We start from the raw sequence: 26552 nt of genomic DNA, 5'->3' as shown, positions 1-26552 counted from the left end.
GACCTACCTTTTTCTATCACAAAACGCTACCCATCTTATACACCAAGCTTTTTAGGCTGTTTCGTCTCCCCTCCAGGTACTTGATGGAATTAATTCAGTTGTGTGTCACGTTGAGGAGCGAATGTTAAATAACAATTAAATTTGTCATCACAGAACAGCTAAAACAATCAGGTTACTGAAAATTTAAATTGGTATAGATGCCACAAAATAACCAATTTTATTTCAGTACATTATCCTGTTGAGTATAGCTTGACATTAGATACCAAGTGTTAGATGCAAAGAGCGAGTATGCAGCCAACAATGGTTAATTGATGCTATCAAATTTGCACAGATTTAACACATTTTTTCATATAATCTTATGATCTGGCAAGTAATAAACTTGAAAGTCTTTTGATGTCGGGGTTTTATGAGCAATTATGCTTTGACTGAAGAAAGGATATAGACGCAAAAGAGAAATTGAGATAAAAAATAGCATTGATATTCAGTAGTCTTAATGAAAAATCAACTTACTTAATTGTCTAGTTGATTGGATTGGCAATAGTTTGTTTTTATTAGTTAATAAATAATTTAAATTCGTGGCAGTATAGGATGTCACCAAGCCCCGAAGAATATGGGTTTGAAGCCCCTGAATTTATTGATGAAAAAAATAAAAACATTTTTTTTGTGACGCACAGCGCCAGACAAAATACGTCCGCTTCAAATCCCCTTTAAATATGGGGATTTCCCTGTTCCCTGTTAAGAGTTCCCTGTTCCCTCTTAATGAAAACACGCCCTAGGGGGAATTGCGCCCATGTTGTTCGGTTCTACGACTTTCGCTAGTGCAGAAATAACTATAACCTCATAATTAGTACGGGAATGCCTGACCTAGAAGCTGTTGGTCATTATGCAATTAAGGGGTGAAAGCTTGTGTACGAATGGATATTGCCAAGTCTTAGCGAAATCTTAGCCGAAAGCCAATCAAATGTGGCTGAGTGTTCACCAACCAAAGCAGAACAGCAATGGCGCGTCAGTCTAGCAGCGACAGAACACCTGCTGATGCAGACATTAGCAACTGTTCCAAGTGAAAAAACCCAAGGATTGGTCTTAGCTGCGCCAGCACCCCTGTTCAGTCAGCCACAACTGACTCAGAGTTTACAAACAGTAACTTTTACCGCTAAACCATTTAACCCTTTGGCGCTGATGCCGTTTCAGATGCCAGCGGCGATCGCTACAATAGATGAAGTCTCTCCTCATGAATCGGTGCTACCTTTACTACCAGCCGATCCTTTGGCCAGGGAGCAGTTTTGCTTAGTTTTTACAGATAAATTTCGCCTAGTTTTAGTATTAGCAAATCACCACAACGGTCAGAAAACATTTTCTTTTTCTTTTGATCCAGAGGTAGTGCGGCGGGCTTGGCAAGCTTTAGGAGCACGAGTCATGCTGACTAATCCAGATTTTTTTACAGAACTGGACACTGTAGCTGAACAATATTCGCCAATAGCCCCACACTATCAGATTGTCTGCCAATTCAGCCAGTTTTTACTGCAAGAATTAACACAACCGGAAGTTAGCAAGGAAGAATTGCGGGAAGATAAAGGAAATTTCTCTTCTTACCCCTGTGCTCCTCTTTCTTCTTCGCCTCCCCGTTCTGATGTAGAATTGCTGCAAGCTTTTGCTCATGAAGTTCGCACCCCTTTGACCACAATTCGCACGATGACACGTCTGCTGTTGAAGCGGCGCGATTTACCTGCGAATGTGATCAGTCGTCTAGAAGTGATTGATCATGAGTGCACTGAGCAAATCGACAGGATGGAATTGCTGTTTAAAGCAGCGGAATTAGAAACCTCCACGACGGTGAAACCTACACGCTCTCAATTGACACCGATGTCTTTAGATCAAGTGTTGGTGCAGAGTATACCTCGTTGGCAACAAGCAGCGCAACGGCGAAACTTAACTCTAGATGTGGTTTTACCTCAACAACTACCAACCGTGGTCAGCAATCCGAATATGCTCGATCAGGTTCTCACTGGTTTGATGGAGAATTTCACTCGCAGCTTACCTCCAGGTAGCCACATTCAAGTACAGGTGATTCCGGCTGGAGATCAACTCAAACTGCAATTATCGCCCCAACCCCAGTGCAAAGATACCAGTAAAACCGCTACACCAGCAAAGCCACCAATCCGCAGAGCGCTTGGTCAATTGCTGATGTTTCAACCGGAAACGGGGACAATTAGTCTCAATATTGCGGCGACAAAGCATTTATTTCAAGCGATTGGTGGTAAATTAATTGTGCGTGAGCGTCCTCAATATGGGGAAGTTATGACTATTTTCTTGCCTTTGGAAGTGACCAAGCTCAAAAATGTTTAAATTAAGGCGTTGGTGATGGAAGGTATGAAAACAATTTGGCATTGCACCAAAATTTTTGTGGAGACGTAAAATTTTACGTCTCTACATGTAAGCTTATATTCTCACAGAGTCACGAGCGATCGCTAGCTGGACTACAAAGCTGGAACCTTCATACAGCTTGCTTTTCACGGAAATTGAGCCACCAGAGCGCCAAAGTAATTGCTGCACAATTGTCAAGCCTAATCCAGGAGCGTTAGAGTCTTCGGTAGCGCTAGAACGCGCCCGGTAAAAGCTGTCAAAGATTTTGGGAATTTCATTTTCTGCAATCCCCACACCTGTGTCACGGAATTCTAATTGCACATAATCGCCGTGGGCACGTGCCCGCACCCACACTTGACCACCGTTAGTAGTAAACTTAATACTATTGTGTAGCAAATTAATGACGATCAGCCGGACTCCACCGCTCACACACCGCACGGGTGGAAGTTCGGTGGGTATGGTGTAGGCTAGCATGATGCCTTTTTCTTGTGCTACTGGTTGGTAAGTACTAACTACGCCGGGTACTATATCTGACAGGTGTACTGTCTCCAACGCCATCCCCGCTAAATTCCGTTCTAGATTCACTAGAGCCAATAAACCACTAATTAGGGAATTTTGGCGATCGCACTGTGTATTTAGCATCTGGAAATATCGTTGTTTTTGCTGCGGCTTGAGATTAGGAGAATTTAACAACGACAGGGATGTTTTCATATGTGTCAGAGGTGTCCGCAATTCTTGGCAGACGTTGCTTAAATATTCATCTTTGAGTTGCTCTTTTTTTTGCAATTGTTGATTTTGTTGTCGTAATTTTCCTAGTTGCCGAGTTATAATTTGGCGATTAACTTCGTTTTGCCGTTGTAGTTGTTGCGCTAATAATTGACTGATTAAGGCTGGTTCTGGTGTGGTGGAGCAAATAAAATCAGTCTGGGCGATCGCCGATACTGCTGGCGTTCTCACCTGTTGTTTTATCCCATCTAATACTTCCTGAATTACCTTATTTTCTAAGGTAGTTATTGTCAGCAATGGAGGGGTTTTAGTAGTGTTAGTTCTCGGTAGCAAGCGGGTTTTGCGTCTTTTTAATGGTCTACGAGCCACAATTAAACTGCTAAACTGCGGTGACAACACAAGTAAAAAATATTCTCGTTGCAGTGACCTATTTGGTAACAACTGCACACCTACTTGATTAATCAATGTCTTCTCTGTGCGGAATTCTTCCCGCGCTTTTATATGAATTGGGGACGGAGAACTAGATGAATTTCTGTCTCTCCTTCTCTCTATTAATTGGCAATTATAAATGACATTAGCAGCATTTACAGAAGATTGATAACGAGTTAATTCTGAATACCAAATTTTTCCTGGTGGCAGCTTCACCCACACAGTAGCTTGAATTTGCCGCTCAATCAATAAGTCAATTTGTGATTTGACTAATGATAGCAGAGTCGCCGGACTGAGGCATAGTTGCTGGGGAGGCTCTTGCACTCCCAAAGCTATCTGATAGAGGGATAAATCCTGAGCCAGAGATTCATTCATGAGTCAACCACAACCAGGGAGAATAAAGAATGACTTTGATAAGAGATATATGTAAATTTATGACAAACAATCTTCGGAAGTAAATATTAATTACGAATAATTATGCAATTTAACAGAATTGAATGTATCTGTGTTCTTTCCATAATCAACTCTTTATATCCCTATTGCCAATATTAGTAATATTTAAATTTGTTCATTTAATTAATCATTACTGATGAGGCTAATGGAGTTTATCATTTAGCATCAACCGTGGCAAGCTGATTTGAAGTTTCTAAATATAGAATTTAGCTGAAAGAGGGAACAGGGGACACTTCGAGTGAGCTTCAGTGCATCGCGGGGAATAGGGAATAGGAACTCTTAACTGTGAACAGTTCCCGTTCCTCCCGCAGGGGCTTTTGGTCTATTGCTGATGTCTGCTGTGTTGATTAATTTTGACTACTCAATCTAGCCTGTAAAGCCTCTCGCGCTTGTTCTCGGTCGTCAAAGTGGATTTTTTCGGTTCCCAGAATTTGATAGTCTTCATGACCCTTACCAGCTAACAAGACGCCATCTCCCGGTTGGGCTTGGAGAATTGCAGTTCGGATAGCGGTAGCGCGATCGCTAATCACAATCGGTGTGATAGAGTCAGGAATCCCCGCTAATACATCTTGCAAAATTCGTTCCGGGTCTTCAGTCCGGGGATTATCGGATGTTACCACCGCCACATCGGCTAACTCAGCGGCGATTTTACCCATTTTCGGACGCTTGGTGCGATCGCGATCGCCCCCACAGCCAAACACACAAATCACCCGACCAGGAATAAATGGACGCGCAGCTTTGAGCAAATTTTCTAAACTATCTGGAGTGTGAGCATAATCAACAATCACGCTGATATCTTGTTCAGGAACGATTTGTACCTGCTCCATTCTCCCAGGAACACCGGGAAACTCAGATACAGTCGCCGCCACTAACTGTAAATCTAACCCCAAATCTAAAACCGCACCTACCGCAGCCAACAGATTTTCTAAATTATATTGACCAACCAAAGGCGATCGCAACGCCACATCACCATGGGGTGTATGCAAAATCCCGCTGACACCGTTCGGCTGAGTTTTTAAATCACTCATCCATAAATCTGCACTGTTATCATTGACGCTGTAGCTCCAAACCCGCTCCCGACTCAAGCCAGCAATTAAACGTTTACCATAACCATCATCAGCATTAATAATTGCTCGTCCCTGGAGATAATCAGGACTAAACAACAACGCCTTCGCCGCAAAATAATCTTCCATATCCCGGTGATAATCCAGATGGTCTTGAGTCAAATTACTGAACACACCCACCCGGAATTGACAACCCAAAACTCGCCCCTGAGCTAAAGCATGGGAACTCACCTCCATCACCCCAAACTCACAACCAGCAGCGACAGCTTCTCCCAGTTGCTGTTGTAATTCCACCGCAAACGGCGTCGTGTGGATAGCAGTTTGCTCAAAACCAGGCCAGCGAGTGTAAAGCGTCCCCATCAAAGCCGTGGGTAAATTAGCCCTAGTTAACAAAAACTCAATTAAATGAGTAGTCGTAGTTTTACCATTAGTACCAGTCACACCGACCAACTGTAACTTGTGCCCAGGATAACCGTAAAAAGCGCTGGCTATCTGACCACAAACTTGAGCCATATTAGCCGCACTGATTACCAAAGCCTGAGAATGAGGCGGCTGTTTTTGCAAAGCTTCAACAGACACAATCGCCCCCACCGCACCAGCAGCTAGAGCACTCGGCCAAAATTCCCCACCATCCACCCTTAATCCCGGCATCCCTATAAACAAATCTCCCACACCGCAAGCATGAGAATTCGTTTTTAAACCTGTTACCTGCACATCCCCAAAACCAGGAGCATCAGGTAACTGCTCAATTCCATCCACCGCTGCCAACAATTCCCGCAATTTCATCTTGTGAACCTCGTCACACACTTCACTTGCGCTTATTCTGCATTATTTTCTGCTAATTGGATAAATACTGATGCAGCATTCGCTCCAAAAGTTGCACACTAGCACGGGGAGAAGGACGCGGTAAAGGTTGTTCCACCGCGCCTAGCTGTTCATGGTTAACTAAAAATAAAACTGGCACTTCATACTGATAAGCCAGTAACCAATCTTCACGAATTGTAATATCCCGCACTTCTAACTCTAGAGCCGCAAAGTTGCCCATTTCCACAATTTGTGTCAACTTTTCCTGCAAACCCTCACACAAATGACAACCGGGTTTACTGTATAAAATCAATCGCATTTATTTTCCTATGCCGATAAATTAGCAAATACCTCACCCACTGTCTCCTTAGTTTTCGCCTCCAAACGCAACCAATCCACCTCCCCCCTTTCATCAATTAAACTAGTATCAATATCAGCTACTTCTTGCTCTGGTGTGTAATTCAAAAAACATATTTGATAACACAATTCCCACAAATCAATGCTGACCTCCTGCCCTTGACGCTGTAAACGCAGATGATATCCTGGATGGGGCATTGGCATCCGCGCCAGATACTCTCTGATGACATCTCCTCGGTCAGGTGTTGCGGTTTCCATTTCTTGCAACAACTCCGTGACGATCGCTTTTGTTTCTTCAGTCGTCCCCGCAGGCCAAACTAGGACATCATGGTAAGTCCCCGTCCAAGGAGACACATCTAGGTGCTTGCGAATATTATCGACCACACGAATGAAAGCAGGTTGCATGAGGAGTTCAGCCTGCTGCCATGCAACTGAATTGTTTATTTTAGGTGGCATTGGTAATCAAGAGGATATTGCAAAAAAAGTTCACAATTTGGCATTGATGAAAAAGTGCGTATTTTTTCCAAATCTTTTCTCAAGATAGCGGATTTGATCACAGAAAATTTGGAGATATTGATCACCATCGGCAAAACTTAGGTGTTAACCCTGGGGAGGGGATATGATCGGCAAACTACTAGACCATCGCTACCAAGTAATTAGAGTCCTCGCTACCGGAGGATTTGGTCAAACCTATATTGCCCAAGATACTAGGCGGCCAGGAAACCCGATTTGCGTGGTCAAACACCTCAAACCCGCCAGTTCCGACCCCAAAGTTTTTGACACCGCCAAGCGTCTGTTCCACAGCGAAGCCGAAACCCTAGAGCATTTGGGTAATCACCATCAAATACCCAGACTCTTAGCATACTTTGACGAAAACCAAGAATTTTATTTAGTTCAAGAATTTATCGAAGGAAACACCCTCGGTGAAGAACTTTTACCCGGTAAGCGCTGGAGTGAAAACCAAGTAATTCAACTATTACAAGAAGTCTTAGGTATTCTCGAATTTGTCCATAGCCAAGGCGTGATTCACCGCGATATCAAACCCGATAACATCATCCGTCGCACCGCCGATAATCAATTAGTTTTAGTAGACTTTGGTGCAGTCAAACAACTGCGAAATCCCATCGCCACAGTCGCCGGACAACCCACCGCCACGGTAGTAATCGGCACACCTGGTTACATGCCTACGGAACAAGGACAAGGCAAACCCCGCCCCAACAGTGATATTTATTCCTTGGGAATCATTGCCATTCAAGCCCTGACAGGAATCCCCGCCGCCCAATTAGAAGAAGACCAAGACACAGGTGAAATTATCTGGCAACATTTAGCACCCGTGAGTTCTCGGTTAGCAGCAATATTAAGCACAATGGTGCGCTATCACTTCAAAGACCGCTATCAAAGCGCCAAAGCTGCACTACAAGCCCTCCAGGAAGTCTTTAACCCCGTCTCTGCCATTTCCGCACCCCAAAAAGCTTCCCACACCGTCAACAACAGACCTACGCCCCAACCATTCCCAGAATCGCGCCAACAAACCATCGCCGTGGCGCCGGTGAATCGAGCAGTAGCGAAACCTCCCCGCCAAGACACCAGTAAACCAGACCCCTTACCATTGTGCGTGGGTCTATTATTAGCAGGTGGTGCGGCAGCTTTAGTCTCTCACGTTTATCCGAATGTGAAAAATTTAGCTAGCAATTGGACTGGTGGTGATATACTCTCCGGCAACCAATGTGCAGCAGTAGTTGTAGGCAATTCTAATATTCGTTCCGAACCCAGTTCAATTAATGCTGATAATATTGTCCAAACAATCGCTAAAGACACCAAATTTGTAGTCACCGGCAAACAAACAAAACGGGGTTGGGTGGAACTGAAACTCAACTCAGGAAACGTGGCTTGGGCGCACGCTGATGTAATTAATAATAATCAGCAATGGGTATCATGTCTCCAAGAAAAAAACATCGCTATCAAAACAGTAGACGATAATACCTTAATCGCTACTCAACCAAAACCAAAACTTGTCAATTCAGTAACTTCTGCAACTAAAAAACCAGAACCATTCAGCACCGAACCCTTCATCGCTAACACCGAAAAATCTCAACCGATTGATAACAGTAAAGCCATCTTAGAAAAAGCACAACAAAAGTATGAGTCAGGAGATTTACCAGGAGCGATCGCCCTGTTGAAATCTCTTCCAGAAAATGCCGCTTCTAGCTTCCAAGAAACAGCCGCAATGATTGCCCAATGGCAACAAGACTGGGCAAAAGCAGATGCTATATTCAACGATATCAACACCGCCATTGAACAAGGACAATGGGATAAAGTTCTAGCATTTAGAGACAATCCCGAAAAGTTGCCCAACATTAAATATTGGCAGGAAAAACTAGAACCATTATTTAAACAAGCTGCCGATAACCTAGCCAAACAAACACTCTCTCAACCCAGACCCACCCCCTCCACAAAACCATAACTACCTCACATTCCTTTGCGCTTACCTCCCGAACTTTGCTCAACGCGACGGCAGTTGCTACAACGGGGGGAACCCCCCGAAGTCGCCTCAACGGGGGGAACCCCCGCACGGCGCTTCTCTCCGCAACGCACTGCCTCGGAAACCCGCGCACGCAAGTTCTCTCCGCGTGACTTTGCGTTTAAATTCAATTTATACCAATTCTCTAAAATTCGGCAACAGATTCAAACCTTGAAACCTAGATACAATCTGAATTTATTAATTGCGAATTGCGAATTGCGAATTGGTATTAAACAAGCCTCAACACCAAAAAATTGACTCTAAACTTCCCATTTTTCAATCAATTTTGACACGAAACCTCACCAGCCCAAATTGTCCTCCAGCTATGTTTCCTAATTTAACAATCACCGTTCCATTAATATTATGACGATTCTCACAAGCTTGACTTTGTGGAACATCTTCTAAGGGCGTTAAAGGCGAAAAAAATCTACCTTGCTCTGCACCAAAACCAACATTAGTAACAGAAATACTGTTATTAACATAAGTTGTACCTTGAGGAATTAAGTCACAGATGGTGAGATTTTCTAAAGCCTGACCAGTGCGGAAATAGATGGTATATTCTACTTCGTCACCGCTGGATAAACGTGTTAATAATTCATATTGACCAAGAGGATTTGGTTGTATTTGTTCGTCATCTTTATCGTTGGGATCATCGATGAAGCTGCTGTATTGGAAACGTTGACCATCGTTTTTGAGGACGGCGGTAATTCGTTTCACTAATCGCAAACTAACTTCTTCTGGGACTAAGTTGTTATTAGCAAAACCAAAATCAATGTCTAGATTATCTGGTGCATCTGTTGTTAAGTTCACAAACAAAATAGTTTTGGTCGTGGAGTTGAAGTTGTCCAATTGTGAGACTTCTACCGTGTAGCTTCCTAACGGTAAATCGGTAAAGAGATAGTTACCGTTGCGATCGCTGGTGGTGGTAGCAACTATCTCACCATCGGTATTTTTCAGAGTTAACTTGACATTTGGTAAACCTATGTCACCGGAATTTAACGCACCATCTCGATTTTGATCGTTAAAGACAAAATCACCTATAGAACCATTGAGCGATCGCTTGAAACCAAAGTCAACATCCGTCCGCGATTCCCTCGCTGCGAGACTCAGATGAACTTGGAGATTACCGGTGGTAATTTCTGGAAAATCTGCAGGTGGAGTGACCGTGACTTTGTAGTTACCTGCTGGGAGATTTTGGAAATTGTAATTACCGTTGTCGTTGGTAGTTGTTGTTTGCGTTGTGTCATCGTCATTGCCCAAAATCCCGTCAGTTCCTGGTAGAGTCAGAGTCAACAGGACATTAGGAATTCCGGGTTCATTGTTGTCTTGAATACCGTTACCGTTGCGATCGCTAAACACTGTATCACCGATGCTACCGCCGTCAGATAAGTTTTTACGGAAGCCAAAGTCAGCATGATCTAGATGTTGGTTGGGTAAAAGATTGATATGGAAAGGATTCACCCCAGTGGTGAGGACATGGCGAGGAGGGACATCAGCAGCGACCTGATAAGCTCCAGGGGGTAAATGGGAGAAACTATATAGACCATTCCCATCGGTAGTGGTGCTGCGAGTAGTACCATCAGCAAGGGTCAGAGTTACCTTGACGTCAGGAATACCGGGTTCGTTGTTGTCTTGAATACCATTACCATTGCGATCGCGGAACACAGTATCACCAATCCAGCCATTGCTGGGAGGACGGAAACCAAAATCAGCTTGGTCAAAATGCTGTCCATCCGTGAGAGTAATCGGGTGGGGTGGAATCAGAGTCGGGGTGAATCCATCAGGGATATGGGGAACAGTAACTGTGTACGAACCCGGTAGCAAATCAGAAAAGCTATATTTACCGTTACTGTCAGTGGTAGTAGTGCTAATTACATTGTCATGCAAATCTCTTAAGTAAACATCGACACCACCTATACCCGGTTCCTCTGCATCTTGCTGGTGGTTAGCATTGATGTCACTAAAAACGGTATCGCCAATTGTACCTGTAGCGACACAAATAATTTTAGCTTTTCCCTTTCTATCAATATTAGGAAACTTCGACTTATTCCTATAGATAGTTATTGGCTTTGTTCCCGGAGGACAGATTTCTGTTGCTAAGGTTGAACTGACAGGAAAAAGTACTTGCAAACTGGTTAACAGCGCGGTTAAAAAAGTACTTTTCACAGTTGGTAGATGCGAAAATAATAGTTGCATTGCTTTCTTGGGATGAGGGACGAGTAAGAAAAGGGATGAGGGGCTAGGGAAGAGTAATACCAATTCACGAAAAAGTTGATACAGATAGATTTCTCGTAGGGGCACGACGGCACTGTTCATACGTGTCAACTTAAGCTAAAACCTTTGTCCCCCAGGCGTTTTACCCCACCCCTTCGTCCCCTCCCCTTGCTAAGGGGAGGGGAGGTTTTGCGCCAGCAAAGCCGGGGTGGGGTAACGCGGATTGTCATGGTAAGTGAGTGAATCCAAAATCGAGTTTTGACAAGGGTTTTACGTTAAGTTGACACCAATGGGCACTGTTACCTACCAACGTGTATCATTATTCAAGTGAATTGGTATGAGAAAGAGAAAATCGGGATATTAAAAGTACAAAAAAACATGCACAAATGAGCAAGTAGTGTAAGAACACAACAAGCTAAATTTGTTATTCAGTGATGAAATGAATTATTAGGAATCAGGCAACAGATTTAAATTCGCAAACTTAGATAAAATCTGATGCCTCTAAAAGTTGAATTACTTCTTACCTTGTGTGATGATATCAGTCGAATTTTTCGTAAATGCACCCTGATATAAATTCGTGATTTGTCATAACAAAATACTCATTCCCTAATGGTTTTCAAATTTCCATTTATTGCTGAATTTTGCACAATTGCTATGAACCCTGACAAATGATAAATAACAACCCCCAATAGTGAATTTTATTTGCTTCGCCTTACTTATCAGGTTCTAACTGCAAGTCTTGTTCTTGTCTTTCGATGATGATTTCAATTCCTCTGATGTCCTTGTAGATAATTTCTGCACGGCGATCGCGTGCATAATCTAAGCGCCCAGTACCATCATTCACACGCTGACTTTCACCCAAAGAACGAATAGTCATCCGTTCTGGCGCGACACCCTGGCGTAGGAGGTAATTTCTCACAGCTAACGCCCGCCGTCTCCCCAATGCTAAGTTATATTCACTACTAGCACGGGGGTCAGTATGACCTTGAATTTCGATCACAATCACCGGATATTGCCGTAATACTTGTGCTACTTGGTCAAGTACAATACCACTAGCAGGGCTGATGGCAGACTTATCTAAAGCAAAGTGGACATTCTCGGGTACTCGTAACCGTAGTGGTGCTGGTGGCGTTTCTATCCGGATTGGTGGGGTAACAGGTGGCGTAGGTGGTACTGGTCGAGAAGTGCAACCAAGGATAGAATTCGGGTCGATTTGGGGAGATGACGCGAGGTTGGGAGCAGTCCCTTTAGCACCAATTAAGGCGCCAAAAGCCGGTTCAGAAGTGCCATATTTGGGGTCAGTGGCGATCGCACTCACGACATCTCCCACTTGCAAATTCTCCAGAGTAAAACTAAAGTTTCCCTGACCATCCACAGGTGCACTAGCCAGGGGTTGACTAAGTGCCCCATACCCAGATTCATACAAAGCTTGCTGACCTTGTTGATAATCTCCCAGGCGATAAATTGTTACTTCAGAACCAGGATCAGCCTTACCCTGAACAGTGACGCGATTACCAATAGGCAAAAACTCGCGGGAACTAAATTCTGGGGCATTAATCGCCCCATTTCCCGTCTCCAGGCGACGATTCGGCGAATTTCGCCGAGGATTACGCCCATCTCCCCGTTGCCAATCGCTCACATCCAAATTACCTTGAGTATTCAGGTCGATACTTAACCCCGCCAACGCCGCAAAGGAATTATTTTGAATAATGTTGCGTTGACTTTGGGGAAAAGCTGACACCACCACCCCAGGCCCAGTCTGGTGAGTAATTGTGTTACCTGTAATTTGATGGTTGCTACCCGTTATATAAACAGCCGCCCGTCGCAAACGCCTACCGTTATAAATAATGCGGTTGTCTCGGATTTGTACATCACCTTCTGGTTTAAACAAATACACACCAGCCCCGTCATTCGCACAAATCAAATTGTTATTAATTTGCAACTTATTGACGATGCCTTCTATGCGTAAGGCATCGGGCATTCCGGCGATGCCATTACCAACAATGATATTTTCTTGTATCTGCGTATTTTCCGCACGGACAGAAGTAATAATCGCACTACCATCGTGAAAATAAATCCGGTTGCGGCGAATTTTTGCTCCTTGGGCGTTAAAAACATAAACCCCAAAAGCCGATGTCTGCTCTGGCATTTTTTCATCAGTAGTCAAGCCCAACCAGTTGTTTTCAATGACTACATCTTGCGGCGGCACATCCTTTTGATTATCGTTGGGCGGTATGCTGTGAGCAATGACGATATCTCCAGGAGGTGTAGTTAAAGTTACCGGCTTGGGGACTCCATCGTAGACTAAAAGATTTCCCAATTGTTGTTTAATGAAGTCGGGATTAAAACCATAAATACTTAAACCGCGAATCGTTGTCCGGTCTGCAACCACCGTGAAACCACGTATAACTTTTTGGTTAGGTGCAGGAGCGATCGCTACCACAGGAATCGGGATCGCAATCTCTGCTGTTGCTGACTCAGACTGCTTATATCCAGGTTGGGTAGAGCCGTCAATCACCAATCCTGGGCTGGCTAGAGGAGGTAGCTCTTTTTGTACAAAGATTGTGGTGGCATTTGGGGGTAAACTAAACTCAATCCGAGAATTCCCCTCTGTCAGCGGCTGGACAAAGGTTTTTTCGGCACTGCTGAGTTGGGAGATAGCTAAAGTTCCGTTGACCAACTCGATAGCTTCCCGCAAAGTCAACTGATTATCAGCCTGAACACCATCCTGGTTACTATTCACCACTACCCGTAAAGCGGAAGCGGGAAGTTTTTGTGAAATATTTCCCTTGTGATTCTCCACAACAGAATGCGATCGCACAGGTGTTTGACTAACAGCAACTCCAGACCCCAACAGGCACACAGTAAAAGGTAGAATGCCAAAGGCTACATTTCCATAACCTTTGAATTTTTTCAACTTGATATCACAAACCCAATCAACATTTGAATTAGTCATTACTCACGCCCCTACACCATTAAACCTGTATTTTCATCCTACTTGAATGCTTGCAGTTTTCTTAATCGAGCATTCTCATAAGTGATGCAATTTTGATTTATTTTTTAGCTTTAATCCGTTGTACCAGAGACTCAAGCTGTTGAGAAGGAGAAGGACGCTGAAGACCAAAACCAGCCAAAAGCTCACTCAACTTCAAACTCAAACTCAGATAAAAACCACCAGCAGAACGATAACCAGAAAAATCACGGTCATCCACACCGCCAAAACTATAACCCACAGCCAAACGCAAATCCGGAGTCAAATAATAACCAGACTCCACAGCCAAACCCAACTCATCAAAATCAGTACCAGAATTAGAATTCTGACCAATCCAGCGACCCTCAACCGCCAAATCAGAGCGATAACCCAACCGGTAAGCCGCCCGCAACTGAGCCAAATTCACCGTCGCATCCAACCGCTCCCCATTCAAAAAAGTCACCCCATTGCGCAGCGCATACTTACCATAAAACTCCCAACGCCAAGAAGGCGCATAAATCCCCTCCAAAGACAACACCTGACCAGTCGCCGTCGTCGGCGTCAACTGAGCGGAGGGAATCGAATCAAAATTTTGACGCCACTCATACTTCAACAAACCATTAAAACGGTCATTACTCGGGTCACGAAACGCCAAACCCACCCGGAGATTCGCCGTATCACCCAAAGATTGCAACCGCACCCCCGACCCATCCACACCACCAGACGGTAAAAACACATTCCCCGCCCCAGCCTGTTGAAACCGCACCAAAGCCGTCAGCGCCGGCGTCACCTTCCCCAGAGCCGAAGCACTCACCACCAAATTCTGACCCTCCGCCCCATCCCGATACTCAAAACGCGTACTCGCCTGAAAACCTGGATTATCCGTATACTCCAGCCCCAAACTATACACCGACCCCGAAAATAGCCCCAAACTCGCCGCCGTCTGTCCCACTGCGTAATATTGCTCAAACTGTGCCCCCGACGCCGTACCATTAAACACATTCTTAAACACATACTCATACCCCACACCCAACCGCAGACCCGGCGCCACCGTCCAGCGGTGATTCAAACCCACAGCCCCCTGACCTTGCAAACCATTCACCGCCGACAGCAGCGCATACCGCCCCGTCAAATTCGTCTCCCCCCACAACTTCCGCTCCAAAATCGTCTCCACAGTCGTCAACGAATTCCCCGGTACCAAACTACTATTCTCAAAAAATTGATGTGCCAAACGCAACTTCACCCCCGGGTACGCCTGCCAATCCAGCCCCAAAGTCGTACGATTCGGATACAGCGGGTCACTCCCACCCAAATTCAACTCATTCAAACCCTGAAACGTCAACGAATCAGTCAACGGTAACTTCAACCGCGACACCAACTGACTCGCCTCCCCACTCAACCGATTACTCACCCGGTCATCTCGGCGGCGGTTGACATACTCCACACTCACATCTGCATTCCCCAACTGTTGCACAATCCCCGCCCGCCAAGTCTGCAAAGTATTACTCAACCGTTCCCCCGGTCGCCCTTGGGGTTGGGGGTCAAACAAATCAAAAAATCCCGTCACCCCCGTCGCCCGTGTACCGTAGTTCTCCTCAAAATCGTACGCCGCTCGCAGCGCCGTTGTTGGCGTCACTTTTGCCAACAACGACCCACCATAGCGCGTTTGTCCCGGTGCAAAACTGAAAGTGGCATTATTGGCAAAATTCGGCTCCACCGCCCGATAGTAAGCCCCTGCTGACAAACTCCGACTCAAAGAAGCTATCGCCTCTAAACGATAAGCGGCGCCATCCACACTCGCACTATTGACGAGATTGTTTTGCGAGCGAGCATATTCACCGACAATTTGACTGCCATTACCCAAAGATAAATGGAAATCTGCACCAAATAATCGCCAATCTTGAGCGCCTTGGTCTTCTAACAAATAAGACGCACCAACAAATGATTTGTTTTCTAGCTGTGGAGATAGGTTGTATTGCAATCGCCCACCATAAAGTTGCGAATTCTGCGCTCCTTCATTTTGGTAGGTAACAACAATCCGTCTGACGAGGGTGCTACCGAAGGGATTGAGTTCTGTCGCTTGTAAAGGACGACGGAAGAACAATGTCCCTCGGTCATAATCAATGTTGTAATCTGCACCCCGGAATAGTTGAGTTCTGGCGACTACTGTCCCTGGACGATTAATTTCTTCTGATTCCACATACACTGTTTCACTTCCTCCTACCAACAAGCGTCGGGAGAGGAAGTAGTTACCGCTGGTACCGTTGGGGAGGATGGTATCTCGTTGGAATCCTTCGATGTTGTTGGCGTACAACCCTGTAACTTGCAAATTGCCAAAGTTGTAGTTGGCTTTGAAGCCGTGGAGTTGACGGGCGGTGGCGGTGTAGAGTTGGGAGCTGCGGTTGAATTCGTTGGTGTCGTAGTCGCCCCACATCACATAGTCTGGTTCGGCGCCAGGGACTGGTGAGGTGCGCTCGAACTTGGCATAGACGCTATCGATGGAGGGGGCGGTGGATGTGAATGTGGAACTGTCGCCGTAGACTGGGTATTGTTGTTCGCAAAACTGTACACCACCAAACAGACGATTGCGGTTTTCGCAATCAAGGTTGAGTGGTCGTTGGCTGTTGTATGCGCCGGTGAAGCGCCACTCGCCGACTGCACCGGTGGCGAAGACTTGGGCGCTGAAGTCTAGTTGTGTCCCGCCGATTTTTTCGGGGTTGAGAAAGTCGCGGTAACTACCCCAGTAGTTTGTACCTCTGGGCCCGAGGCGGAGGTTGATGACGCCTGTGGCGAGGGAGGGTCGCAAATGGGTGGTGAATTCTACTTGGGTGTAGGCTTCGATTTGCCCTTGTTGTGGGGCTATGGGTGTAATTTCTGTGGGGGTCAGCTCGCTGGTGGTGAGGATGTGGTCGATGGCGGCGCGGATGCGTACTTGTTGGGGTTTGATGTCGGTGCGGAGGGTGGCGATGAATTCGCCGTTGCTCACCAGGATTTGAAAGCCGCTTTGGTCCCGGTTATGGTCGGCTCCGATGAATTGACCAGCGCTGCTGGTGAGGGTGACGATGATGTCTTGGTTGAGTGGTTGACCTTGACTATCGGTGATTTGTCCTTTGATTTTGATGGTGGAACGTCCGTCGGCGACTACTCGTGGGTCTTGTAGGGGTCTGATGTCTATTTGAATGGGACTAATTTGCGGGGCGATGTTGGGGGCGGGGTTTCCCCAGGCGGGGGCGATGAGGGTGATGAGTGTGGGGATGATGCCTGCGCTGTGGCTGAGGATTGGCCAGGGTTGGTTCCGGGTGGGTTGTTGTTGGTTGTGGTTCATCGTTTTTGTTCCCCAAAGGCTGGTGTGACGCCGAAGTTGATTCTCACCATGCTTCCTGGTGCGAGTTTGGCTAGTCTGGTGTGGCTATTTTTTTCGATGATGTATTTGTTGGGTGCGAGGGCGTATCCTGGTAGGCTGGTCAGGTCTAGTGTGGCGGTGCGATTGCCACTGATGACGTTGCTGAGGGAGTAGAGTCCGTTGTTGTCGGTGATGATGCGGGTGCCGTCGTCGATGTAGATGACGGCGTTACCGATGCCTGGTTCGTTGTTTTGTTGTTCGCCGTCGTTGTTTTTGTCGATGAATACTCTACCGATGAGGGTGCCGCAGTCGGAGAGGATTCCTGGTCTGATTCTGATGGTGTGGCTACTGGGGTTACTTGTGAGGTTGCCGGCTTGGGCGATGGCTAGGTTTGTGCCTGTGCCTCTGATGGCGTCTGGTGTGATTTCTCCGGCGTAGACTATGACTAGGGTTTGGTTTGGTTGCAGTTGGATGCTGTTGTCTACTGGGCTGATGCTGATGCTGCGGCTGTTGCTGTTGGCTGTGAGGGCGATGCTGTTGTTGTTGATGCTGCCTGTGAGTGTTTTGTTGATGAGTCTGATGCCTAGGGGTAGTCTGTCGTTGATGATTAGGTTGTTGGCTGCTGTTGTCCCTTTGTTGGTGATTGCTAGCCGATAGACTATGCTGTCTCCTGGTTCGGCTGCGGCTTTGTCTCCGGTTTTTATTAGTTCTAGGGCGGCTGTGTTGGCTGTGAGTCTGACTGTGTTTGAGTTGGTGATTGGTGTGCCGTTGGCTGTGCCGCTGGCTGTGTTGTTGATTGTGTTTGTTTGTCCCACGCTTGCTTGCGTTGTACAAATCAATGTACTGGTGTAAAAAAGCGTAAAAAAGAGTTTTTTACGCCTCGTCCATGAGAGGGTAGATGTCATTGGTATGTGTGCAGAAATTGATTTTCTAATGATGTTTGGATATGACCAAGTTCGTGTATATTGGAGGCAGAAAAATTAAGCTCCAAAAGTATATACACAATCCTAGTTATCCAAAAACAGTTGTGCGAAGTTGACCCCAAAATCTGCTATTTATAAAGTAAAGATTATCTCTTTTTTTGGGGTAGCAATTGTTATTTTATCCAGTCTTCAAATAGTAAAATAAATATTAATGACTTTTTGAAGACTAAGTAGAGATGAATTGACTCTAGTTAGTTTAAAACAAGTTATTGGCTATTTTGGCGGTATTCACAAAGCTTTTATTTTGTGGCTTTGAGTAACTGTAAATCGTGTCTTGATTGCCGCCATGATGTACTTGTTTACTAAATAAAGTTGATAGACGATTGACGTATTACGGTGTTACTCCTTTTAAATAATCTGGTTTTTTGTGGTGAAATCCTGGCGTCAAATGTGTGTCAACATCAAAAATAATTGATGTTAGTTTTATTGTCACACTTATTCAAATTGATATATATCCCAATACAATTCGAGGAATAAGCACTGCTGTTTTAACCACAACACTTATTCTTGGAGAAATGTACATATACTTCAAAATACAGAAATACTATCTTCTTGTCATATCAATGACACCACTTATAAAACTGTCATAGTTAGTTATCGTCAACAAGCATAACGGTGTTGTCAGTATAGCTATCTGATTAACAGCCAAATAAATCACAATAGATATTCTCTGTAGCTATGCAAATATATTTTAAAAATCAGGCAATTTTGTAAAGTATATAGGTTAAAGAAAATATACCAAGTGCCGCAAAGCGATTATAGTCGTTAATTTACTGCAATTGAATTACTAAATCTGAGGCTACAGGAATAAACTGTCGATCAGTCATCTGGAAGACTATGTGTTAAATTGCTTTGTGTTATTACTAAGCAATAACTAATTTTTGCTCATAAGTAGTAGTGGTAAGAAATTAATCATCACTCGCTAAGTTAAGTACTGGAGCTAGGCTAGCTTGGGCGCTGCTATTCGATAAACTTCACATTATCGAGATTTACATTGAGACTTAGCACGACAATATGCCGACCGAGATAAATTTCGGACGGCTATGATTGGGTAGGTAATAATTTATCTGCGAAAATAACAGATACTCACTTCTCTATATTTAATACCAATTTGAAAAATTACAACTACAGATGGATTTAGGAAAGCTGGACACAGAAAATAATTTCCAATCCAAAATCTAAAATCCAAAATTTCAAATGATATGAGCCGAGTTGGCGTGAGATGTGAGTCTGCTGACAATTAATTTGTAGGATTTGCAGTTATTTTGTGGTCAATACCAACAGATCGGTATTTATCTACTAATCAAACCAACGATCGCTTTACCTTCAAGGCATTTCATCATACTGCGGAGTTTCCATGCGTCTTGCTTCTGCCCTGGGGGGTAAAAATTCGGCGCGACGGATAGGAACCAGTGGTGGTGTTGGGCCTTGGTAGGGATGGATTACTTGTACAGTACGGGGGCGCTGTCTGGGTGAGAATAATGCTAACACTCCAGCAACTACCACACCACCACCAATAGTTAAAGTCATACCTCCGACCGCCCAAACAATGGGTGAAGACCACCACGGAGTTTGGGGTTGTAAGGCGGTTTTTTGGTTGGCTTGCTGTTGGGAGAATTGTAGTTGTTGTTGGTTGTTGTTATAAGTTTGGACTTGGAATTGCAGTTGTTGGTTTTGTACTCGCAACTGTTCGTTGTCACTTTTCAAACGTTCCATCTGCATGTTTATCCGGTCTAGCTCTAGTCGCTGGTCGGAGTTTGGTGCACTGGGCGGTTGATTGTTCGGATAAACTGGTTGTGCGTAAGGATACGGGGCTTGTGGTGGAATCACTTGAGGCGCTACTACGGTAGCGGGTATTTGTGGAGCCACCGCGAAGTTGGGTTGTATGGGACTACCTGTCCCTTTGAGCAATACAAGAGCCGCCAGTCCTGCTACGGCGACACCGCCGATAAATGCCATACTCTCACTCATTGCTTTTGCTCCTCAATGGCGACGGAACTTTTTTTGTTTGCGACTGACTCACTCTCACACTCCTAGGTTATCTCGCCTACTTAACTTCACATAATACTCAAACTATAAGCTACTGTATCAGCTAGTTTCTTTACGGCTTGACAGATGCTCTTAATATTCAAAACCATATCGGTTCAATTGTCTACCAAATACTGATAAAAAAATACGCTGTTATCATTTTTTAATCTACTTTATCACTATGATTAGTTTGAGTATTTATGCCGTTATCGCTGGTATTGATGGCTGCTTTGAGATTTTGACAGAATTGGGCAATAGCCGACAGTCCTTGCTCTGGAGTACCTTCTGCTAGTCGCTTGACAAAAGCGCTACCTACTATTGCTGCATCTGCTCCCCATTCTTTTACCTGACGAGCTTGGTCTAGTTGAGAAATGCCGAAACCAACACCAATAGGCTTTTCAGTAATTTCTCGGATTTGGTTGAGTAAATCTGAGACTCTGGTTTCGATTTGCGATCGCATTCCGGTGACGCCGGTAACACTGACCAAATAGATAAATCCTTGGGATGAATGGGCGATCGCTTTAATTCGTTCAGCGGAACTAGTGGGAGCCACTAGTAAGGTTAAATCAATTCCTAAATTCTGGGCTGATTGGAGTAACCCCCCAGCCTCCTCTAAGGGTAAATCAGGCACCACTAAGCCTGCTACCCCTGCGGTAGCAACTTGCTGGAGAAACTTTTCTATCCCCCGGTGCAAAATCGGATTGTAGTAGGTAAATAAGATTATGGGCGATCGCAAGCTCGGAGTAGTCGCTTGTAACATTTCCAAAACTTGATCCAGCGTTGTTCCCCGTTGGAGAGCGCGGGTAGCAGCGGCTTGAATCACTGGGCCGTCAGCTAGCGGATCAGAATAGGGAACGCCTAGTTCAATGATATCTGCACCACTGCGATCCAGAGTTGCCAAAGCTGCGGCTGTAGTGGCTAAATCTGGATCACCAGCGGTGATAAAAGGAATCAGAGCACACTCTCGATTTTGTCGTAGAGTTTGAAAGCGATCAGAAATGGCAGTCATGTTAGTCATTTGTTGTTTGTCATGAGTCATTTGTCATGAGAACAAATGACAGACAACGATTTTACAGCTGACTTTGCCTTTCTTGTTCAATTTCCGCTTGAATTTTTGCTAGTTCTTCGGGAGAGAGTTCAGCTAGGCGCTTTTCCAAAAACGCTTCTTCGTACTGTTCCCGTTGTTGATGGTAGGTCATTTTTTGCCCCACCGCACGCACAAGGTATGTGACTAACCAGCCTAGCAAGCCACTGACCAGTAGTACTTGACTCCACATACCAGCTTTTTGGTCATCTAAACCAATTAGTTGTAATAGAGCATATGCTAAACCGCCAGCCACAAAAATCCCCAAGGCAAAACCAAGAGCGTCAATGCGTCGCATGAGAGTTATGACCTACCAATTTCGCTAAACTTCAATTTGTCGCCGCTGGGGTCGAAAATTCACAACCGGCGATAGAACCAACAACCCTGGAAAGAAGAAGAACACCAAAAAGTACATCAAGGTGCGCTCCACCGAGCTAGCCACATGCCACCGCTGCTTCAGGTATAGTAGAACAGCCACTGGAATGACTAACAGATAAGCTCCAGCCAAAATCAAATAAAGCAGGGCTACAATCATAATTCTTTCTCTAAATAGACAATACCATTCAGTGCTTCCATCTTTCATCATAGGCTGAATGCTGAAACTGAGAAAAGTATCATGGACATTCCCCTTGCCGATGCTCTGCCTAGCGATCGCTTATGGATGGCTCTACACTAGAGATGAAAAAATGTATAAATGTCTCAAACACCTGTGGTGGAGGTATTTCATCATCCATATTTTTTGGGGATGTGCAAAATAGCCCAGCGGCAAAAGATTATGATATGCTTAACAAGCCTTCAAATGAAAAACAGCCACAAAATATTTGTTGCGTGTTTAACATATGTTTGGTATAGTCACTAGAGCAGCAAAATTACTACACCTGGAAAAGCTTGCTCGAAACCAGTTGTAAGAAAAATGTAATTAATGCTCGACTAAACAAGGAAGTATTTGCAGCTTCCAAAGAAAACTAAACCCTAAGCAGTTAGGGGGTGTGGCGGAATGGTAGACGCTACGGACTTAGATAACTGAGCCTTGCTAGAGAAATCTTTCAAGTGTAAGCTCTCAAACTCAGGGAAACCTAAATCTGACTACAGACATGGCAATCCTGAGCCAAGCCCAAAAATTGGAGATTTAACGTTATGTTGATCATCCTAAATTGCGGGAAGGTGCAGAGACACGACGGGAGCTACCCTAACGTTAAGTCGAGGGTAAAGGGAGAGTCCAATTCTTAAAGCCTATGATAGTCAAACCTTCTAGGCAGTAGCGAAAGCTGCGAAAGAATGAAAATCCGTTGACCTTAAACGGTCGTGAGGGTTCAAGTCCCTCCACCCCCACTAAAGTTTTAAATGTAGAGACGTAAAGTTTTGCGTTTCTACAAAAGTTTTTAGCCCCAAAGAAACGTAAAGTTTTGTGCTTTACTAACCTTTACGTAGCAGTTCCCGAGCAGAAAAGATAATACTGCTCCTGATACCAATAGTTTATGAAAACGCGCCTCATTATTTGGGGACTTCGCGTAACTGTGTCATGAAAAGTTGCGTTGAAAAAAGCTCAGATTTGGCGCAGCTTCGCAAAGCATCTCACAATAAATTGATATTTCTCATTCAAGTATAGAGTTTTTCAGGATTCAAGTCTCGTATAATCACTGAACTGAGGTTTAAAGACGCGATTGCTCATTTTTGCGTGACTTTCCCTAAAAATTGCCATAAATCTTGTACCTTTCTGAATTTTTCAACAAGTTTAATTAAATAATTGATATTGATTTCGTGAGTTCATTAAATCTCTGTCAAAAAATTACTTAAACTTTGAACAACACATTGATACTATCCCTGACCAAGGTTAAGCTGTAAATAAAATCAGTAAAATATTTGGTCTGAGAAACTCGCATGACCGCTAATAGTTTAAAACCTTATCAGGAACATCAAGATATTTTTAAGTGCAATTCTCAGCAGCTTAATCTACAGATTGCACAAGAACGACTCTACAACTTCTTAGTAGAAATTGTACAAACATGTTCACCAGAAGAAGTTTTGCAAGAGTTTAAGCATTTAATTATAGATTTTATTAATTCAGAAAATATACATAAAAACCTCAAAAAACAAGCAAGTTTTTATGTGACCAATGAGCAAGAATTTCAACATACTATTAAACGTTGTTGTTACATCATCATCAATAATTGGGAATCTAAAAGAAATTATAAATATATTCAAGAATTATTGTACACACTTGCTAAATACCAGTTCTGGCTGAAGACAAGTAATCCGCAAGTAAATACATATAAGATTTGGTTAGAAAATTTTATTAATAGCGATGATTATGCAGAATTAAAATCATTTACACATAAATATCATCAGCCTATACAAAAACCAAATAATAATAGTCACTGGGCTAACCGCTACAGTTCTTATTTATTAGTTGCTCAATCTTTTGACACCAATCGCTCTAAAGAGCAACAAGAAGCAGCCAAAAAACTTTCTAAACAGATGAAAGATAAATTTAAGTTTGAGCTAGCAATGTATATTGCGCGTTCTCAATCCGCTGCTTCTAGCGCCACGCGTTATAAAAATCCCAGTATCCTCGGAGATTATGTTTTACGTTTGATTAAGATGATTGTGGTGAAAAAAGGTGTATTTAGTCATGAAAATTTAGCGAATATATTTCTCAAGCAAACGCAAAATCAACCCATACAAGCATTTAAAAATAGTATACAAAAATATTTGTTTTATACTATAGAAAATCAAGAATATGTTGAGACTGTTAAGCAGCAGATAGCAGATAAATTATCTGAGTGGAGAACTGAGTATGACGAAGAAAATATCAATAAAAATTTACTTTTGAGAATTTGCAATCGTCTCATTGATTATCTAACGACAGAGAACGGACAAGAACCTTCACAGTTATTTGTTGTCTTACTCTCGCAGGGTAATCCCTTGACATTAATTATTATGTTACTCAAGATTATTCTCATTTGTAAGCACGCGCGCAGTCATTTAGAGCTGCGGATTGCTCACCTGATTAATTATTATGAACAGTATCCGGAAAATGAATGCAAGTGGTTTATCCATTTTCTGGAAATCTTTAATATCACCTTTGCGATTTATGCAGAAAATGTAGAATATAACTTGATTAAAATGCAAGCAGATCAACCAGCTTCTTATTCTCAGTTAAATCTAGATGCTTATCGCGTGTTTTCACAGATTAAGTAGATAGACGTTCATCAAGCCAAGCTAAAGCAGCAGCGACAGTTTCTGCAATTATACTGATTAAACGATAAAGAGCGATCGCACTAATAACTATAGCCGCTGGAAACCGATGCTGCAACAGAGCGATCGCTGTTGCTTCAAACACACCCAGTCCCCCAGGCGCACCGGGAACCACCAACCCCAGCAACCAAGCGCAACTAAACGCACCCAGCAACAAAGGAATTTGATGGATATGCAATGGGCCGAGAGCAAAAAAAGTTAAAATAAACCCAGTGCTACGCAGCCATAAAAATGCCAATTCTCCTAACAAAGGACGAAGAGGATAGCGCTCAATATATAAGTTAATACTTGACTCGTTATTTTGGGGAGATTTTTTAGTTTTCCACTTGTGTAAAAAGCGAATAGCTAAGTTTAAAAAACCAGGATTAATCGCACAAAGTACCAAAATTAAAATCATAAATTGGCAGATTTGCAGTAGAAAATTTGTCTGATTCACAGCTAATTGACTACCAAATAAAATAATCATCATCAAACCTGCTGTCGCCATAAGCAGCGGTTCCAATAGAACACTTAAAGTAGCTGCACTAGTAGGAATATTAGCATTTTTTGCCGCCACAATTCGCCCGTAGTAATGCCATACATTCCCTGGTAAGTATTTAGCAATGTTAGTTTTTAGATAGACTTGGATAAAATGAAAAGATTCTATAGGCTGCTTTAATTCTTTCAAAATCAAAGTCCAGATCCAGCCTGCCCAAATATGTGCTAATAAAGTCATACCTGTAGCGATCACTAAAATTGCCCATCCTATTTCATCAATTTGGATAGCTGTCACTTCTAACCAGTGATCATACACAGCTTTCGATAAAAAAAATAGTGTCCCAACTAAAATTAGCCAGCGCAAAATTTGCTTCAGCATCACAGTAGAGTATAGTTAAAAACTGAGGGTTAAATACTTCAAATATTATGGTACACTACCTAAGCGTCAACAGCTTTTGAAAAAATTGCAGGCAAGAGTTTACAACCGTTACACTGTAACCTGTCCACAACAAAAATATATTTCTGCTATAAACAGAATTGCTATAACCTTGAATTATTTTTCAACCATAAGCCAGCTAAACTTTGAGAGGATCTCAGAGAGATATCGTTATACTTTTACATAAACAAAAAGCGGTAATATGGCGCTGACAAAAGATGAATCTCTCTACAGTTAGATAAAAAAAATATCTTGGTATTAGGAATACTAAGACCTACGCTAGAGGAAAAGCATGTTTTGAATGTATATATTAGATGACGGATATTCAAAAAATAATCAACTAAAACCAGAGAACCAAATCGTAAAACTAATAAGTAGTGAAACGATTTAGTAAATAATCTGCGGTTGTAAGGAGGTCTGAATGAGCGGTCTGATATCTTTTTGGAAACAACAGCGATCGCGCCAAGTATTAACTGTTTTCTTCGCTGGACTGTTATTGATATTTACCACCGCATGTAGTGGAGCAAATATTCAAGGTGCTAACCCCCAAAACCCTGCTGTCCAAGCAGGTGGCGCTAACAACCCATATAAAAACGGCGGCGATAAATACACTATTTATCAAGAGTCCACTGACCCAAAAATAACCAACTCAAAGAATAAAAATGAACGCGATCAAGCCAGTTTACAGCTAAATTCACAGTACTTGATCGCCACCAATAGAGAATCCAAAATCCTCTATCCTGGCGCTGAGACACCAGCAGGTAGATCTGAAAAAGCACAAGAATTACCAATTATTACAGAAGAGAACTTCCAACAGCCTGAACCAGGCGGTTTGATTCAGAATAACCCAGACTTGAAAACTCGAATTCAAGAACGTCTGGAAACTGTGAAAGAATCTGTTGAAGATGCTTCCAGCTTTTTAAAAAACAAAGCAGATGAAGCAAGCGCAAGACCTGAACTACAGAAAGATCCAGCAGTTGGTAAGTAGAATTATTGTGCAGTAGACAGCGAAGATTGTAGATTTTTGCATAAATAAAAAA

Annotated in this window: 17 protein-coding genes; 4 read left to right on the top strand and 13 right to left on the bottom strand. The window is 43.5% G+C overall.

Going from position 1 to position 26552, the window contains the following annotated elements; genetic code table 11:
* The first annotated feature begins 906 nt into the window (after positions 1-906).
* Complete coding sequence (locus tag MIC7126_RS0121995) at positions 907-2346, top strand: sensor histidine kinase (protein ID WP_017655319.1); 1440 nt, start codon at positions 907-909, stop codon at positions 2344-2346.
* A 93-nt stretch (positions 2347-2439) separates the two neighbouring features.
* Here MIC7126_RS0121995 and MIC7126_RS0121990 read toward each other — a convergent pair whose 3' ends face one another.
* The 4 genes from MIC7126_RS0121990 to MIC7126_RS0121975 all read right to left on the bottom strand — a co-directional run bounded on the left by MIC7126_RS0121990 (position 2440) and on the right by MIC7126_RS0121975 (position 6653).
* Entirely contained in the window at positions 2440-3894 is a 1455-nt protein-coding gene (locus MIC7126_RS0121990; protein WP_017655318.1) for a DICT sensory domain-containing protein, read from the bottom strand.
* Positions 3895-4319: 425 nt separating this feature from the next.
* Complete coding sequence (locus tag MIC7126_RS0121985; protein WP_017655317.1) at positions 4320-5822, bottom strand: UDP-N-acetylmuramoyl-L-alanyl-D-glutamate--2,6-diaminopimelate ligase; 1503 nt, start codon at positions 5820-5822, stop codon at positions 4320-4322.
* A gap of 52 nt (positions 5823-5874) precedes the next feature.
* Positions 5875-6159 carry a glutaredoxin family protein gene (locus tag MIC7126_RS0121980; protein ID WP_017655316.1) on the bottom strand — a complete coding sequence of 95 codons (285 nt, stop codon included), beginning with the start codon at positions 6157-6159 and terminating at the stop codon, positions 5875-5877.
* Positions 6160-6167: 8 nt separating this feature from the next.
* A complete protein-coding gene (locus MIC7126_RS0121975; RefSeq protein WP_017655315.1) occupies positions 6168-6653 on the bottom strand; it encodes a hypothetical protein in 486 nt (161 codons plus the stop codon).
* Positions 6654-6816: 163 nt separating this feature from the next.
* Here MIC7126_RS0121975 and MIC7126_RS0121970 point away from each other — a divergent pair, with 163 nt between their 5' ends.
* Positions 6817-8661, top strand: coding sequence for a serine/threonine protein kinase (locus MIC7126_RS0121970; RefSeq protein WP_017655314.1), 1845 nt, complete (start codon positions 6817-6819; stop codon positions 8659-8661).
* Positions 8662-8994: 333 nt separating this feature from the next.
* Here the strand turns inward: MIC7126_RS0121970 and MIC7126_RS28700 are convergent, their stop codons facing one another.
* The 8 genes from MIC7126_RS28700 to ndhL all read right to left on the bottom strand — a co-directional run bounded on the left by MIC7126_RS28700 (position 8995) and on the right by ndhL (position 21876).
* Positions 8995-10914, bottom strand: coding sequence for an SdrD B-like domain-containing protein (locus MIC7126_RS28700; RefSeq protein WP_017655312.1), 1920 nt, complete (start codon positions 10912-10914; stop codon positions 8995-8997).
* Between the two features lie 730 nt (positions 10915-11644).
* The gene (locus MIC7126_RS0121955) at positions 11645-13888 is read right to left on the bottom strand and encodes an OmpA family protein (protein WP_017655311.1); all 2244 of its coding nucleotides are present in this window, start codon (positions 13886-13888) and stop codon (positions 11645-11647) included.
* Positions 13889-13985: 97 nt separating this feature from the next.
* Positions 13986-17228 (bottom strand): Ig-like domain-containing protein, encoded by a 3243-nt coding sequence (locus tag MIC7126_RS28045; protein WP_017655310.1) that lies wholly within the window; start codon positions 17226-17228, stop codon positions 13986-13988.
* On the bottom strand, positions 17225-18151 hold the full coding sequence (locus MIC7126_RS0121945) for a DUF11 domain-containing protein (protein WP_026100454.1): 927 nt from the start codon (positions 18149-18151) through the stop codon (positions 17225-17227). Before MIC7126_RS0121945 ends, MIC7126_RS28045 begins: the two co-directional genes overlap by 4 nt.
* 1404 nt (positions 18152-19555) lie before the next feature.
* Entirely contained in the window at positions 19556-20200 is a 645-nt protein-coding gene (locus tag MIC7126_RS0121940) for a hypothetical protein (RefSeq protein WP_026100453.1), read from the bottom strand.
* Positions 20201-20420: 220 nt separating this feature from the next.
* Complete coding sequence (gene trpA / locus MIC7126_RS0121935) at positions 20421-21266, bottom strand: tryptophan synthase subunit alpha (protein ID WP_026100452.1); 846 nt, start codon at positions 21264-21266, stop codon at positions 20421-20423.
* Positions 21267-21327: 61 nt separating this feature from the next.
* The gene (locus tag MIC7126_RS0121930; RefSeq protein WP_017655306.1) at positions 21328-21639 is read right to left on the bottom strand and encodes a DUF3007 family protein; all 312 of its coding nucleotides are present in this window, start codon (positions 21637-21639) and stop codon (positions 21328-21330) included.
* A gap of 24 nt (positions 21640-21663) precedes the next feature.
* Positions 21664-21876: an NAD(P)H-quinone oxidoreductase subunit L gene (ndhL, locus tag MIC7126_RS0121925; RefSeq protein WP_026100451.1), complete on the bottom strand. Its 213-nt coding sequence runs from the start codon at positions 21874-21876 to the stop codon at positions 21664-21666.
* A gap of 1346 nt (positions 21877-23222) precedes the next feature.
* Here ndhL and MIC7126_RS0121920 point away from each other — a divergent pair.
* Positions 23223-24542 carry a hypothetical protein gene (locus tag MIC7126_RS0121920; protein WP_017655304.1) on the top strand — a complete coding sequence of 440 codons (1320 nt, stop codon included), beginning with the start codon at positions 23223-23225 and terminating at the stop codon, positions 24540-24542.
* Here the strand turns inward: MIC7126_RS0121920 and MIC7126_RS0121915 are convergent.
* Positions 24535-25455 (bottom strand): lysylphosphatidylglycerol synthase transmembrane domain-containing protein, encoded by a 921-nt coding sequence (locus tag MIC7126_RS0121915; RefSeq protein ID WP_017655303.1) that lies wholly within the window; start codon positions 25453-25455, stop codon positions 24535-24537. The genes MIC7126_RS0121920 and MIC7126_RS0121915 overlap by 8 nt on opposite strands.
* A gap of 478 nt (positions 25456-25933) precedes the next feature.
* Here MIC7126_RS0121915 and MIC7126_RS0121910 point away from each other — a divergent pair, with 478 nt between their 5' ends.
* On the top strand, positions 25934-26500 hold the full coding sequence (locus MIC7126_RS0121910; RefSeq protein ID WP_017655302.1) for a DUF6658 family protein: 567 nt from the start codon (positions 25934-25936) through the stop codon (positions 26498-26500).
* Positions 26501-26552: the final 52 nt, after the last annotated feature.

The organism is Fortiea contorta PCC 7126, from assembly GCF_000332295.1.
GTDB lineage: Bacteria > Cyanobacteriota > Cyanobacteriia > Cyanobacteriales > Nostocaceae > Fortiea > Fortiea contorta.
Note: the sequence above shows the minus strand (reverse complement) of the source record. Positions and strands in the feature narration are given on the sequence as shown.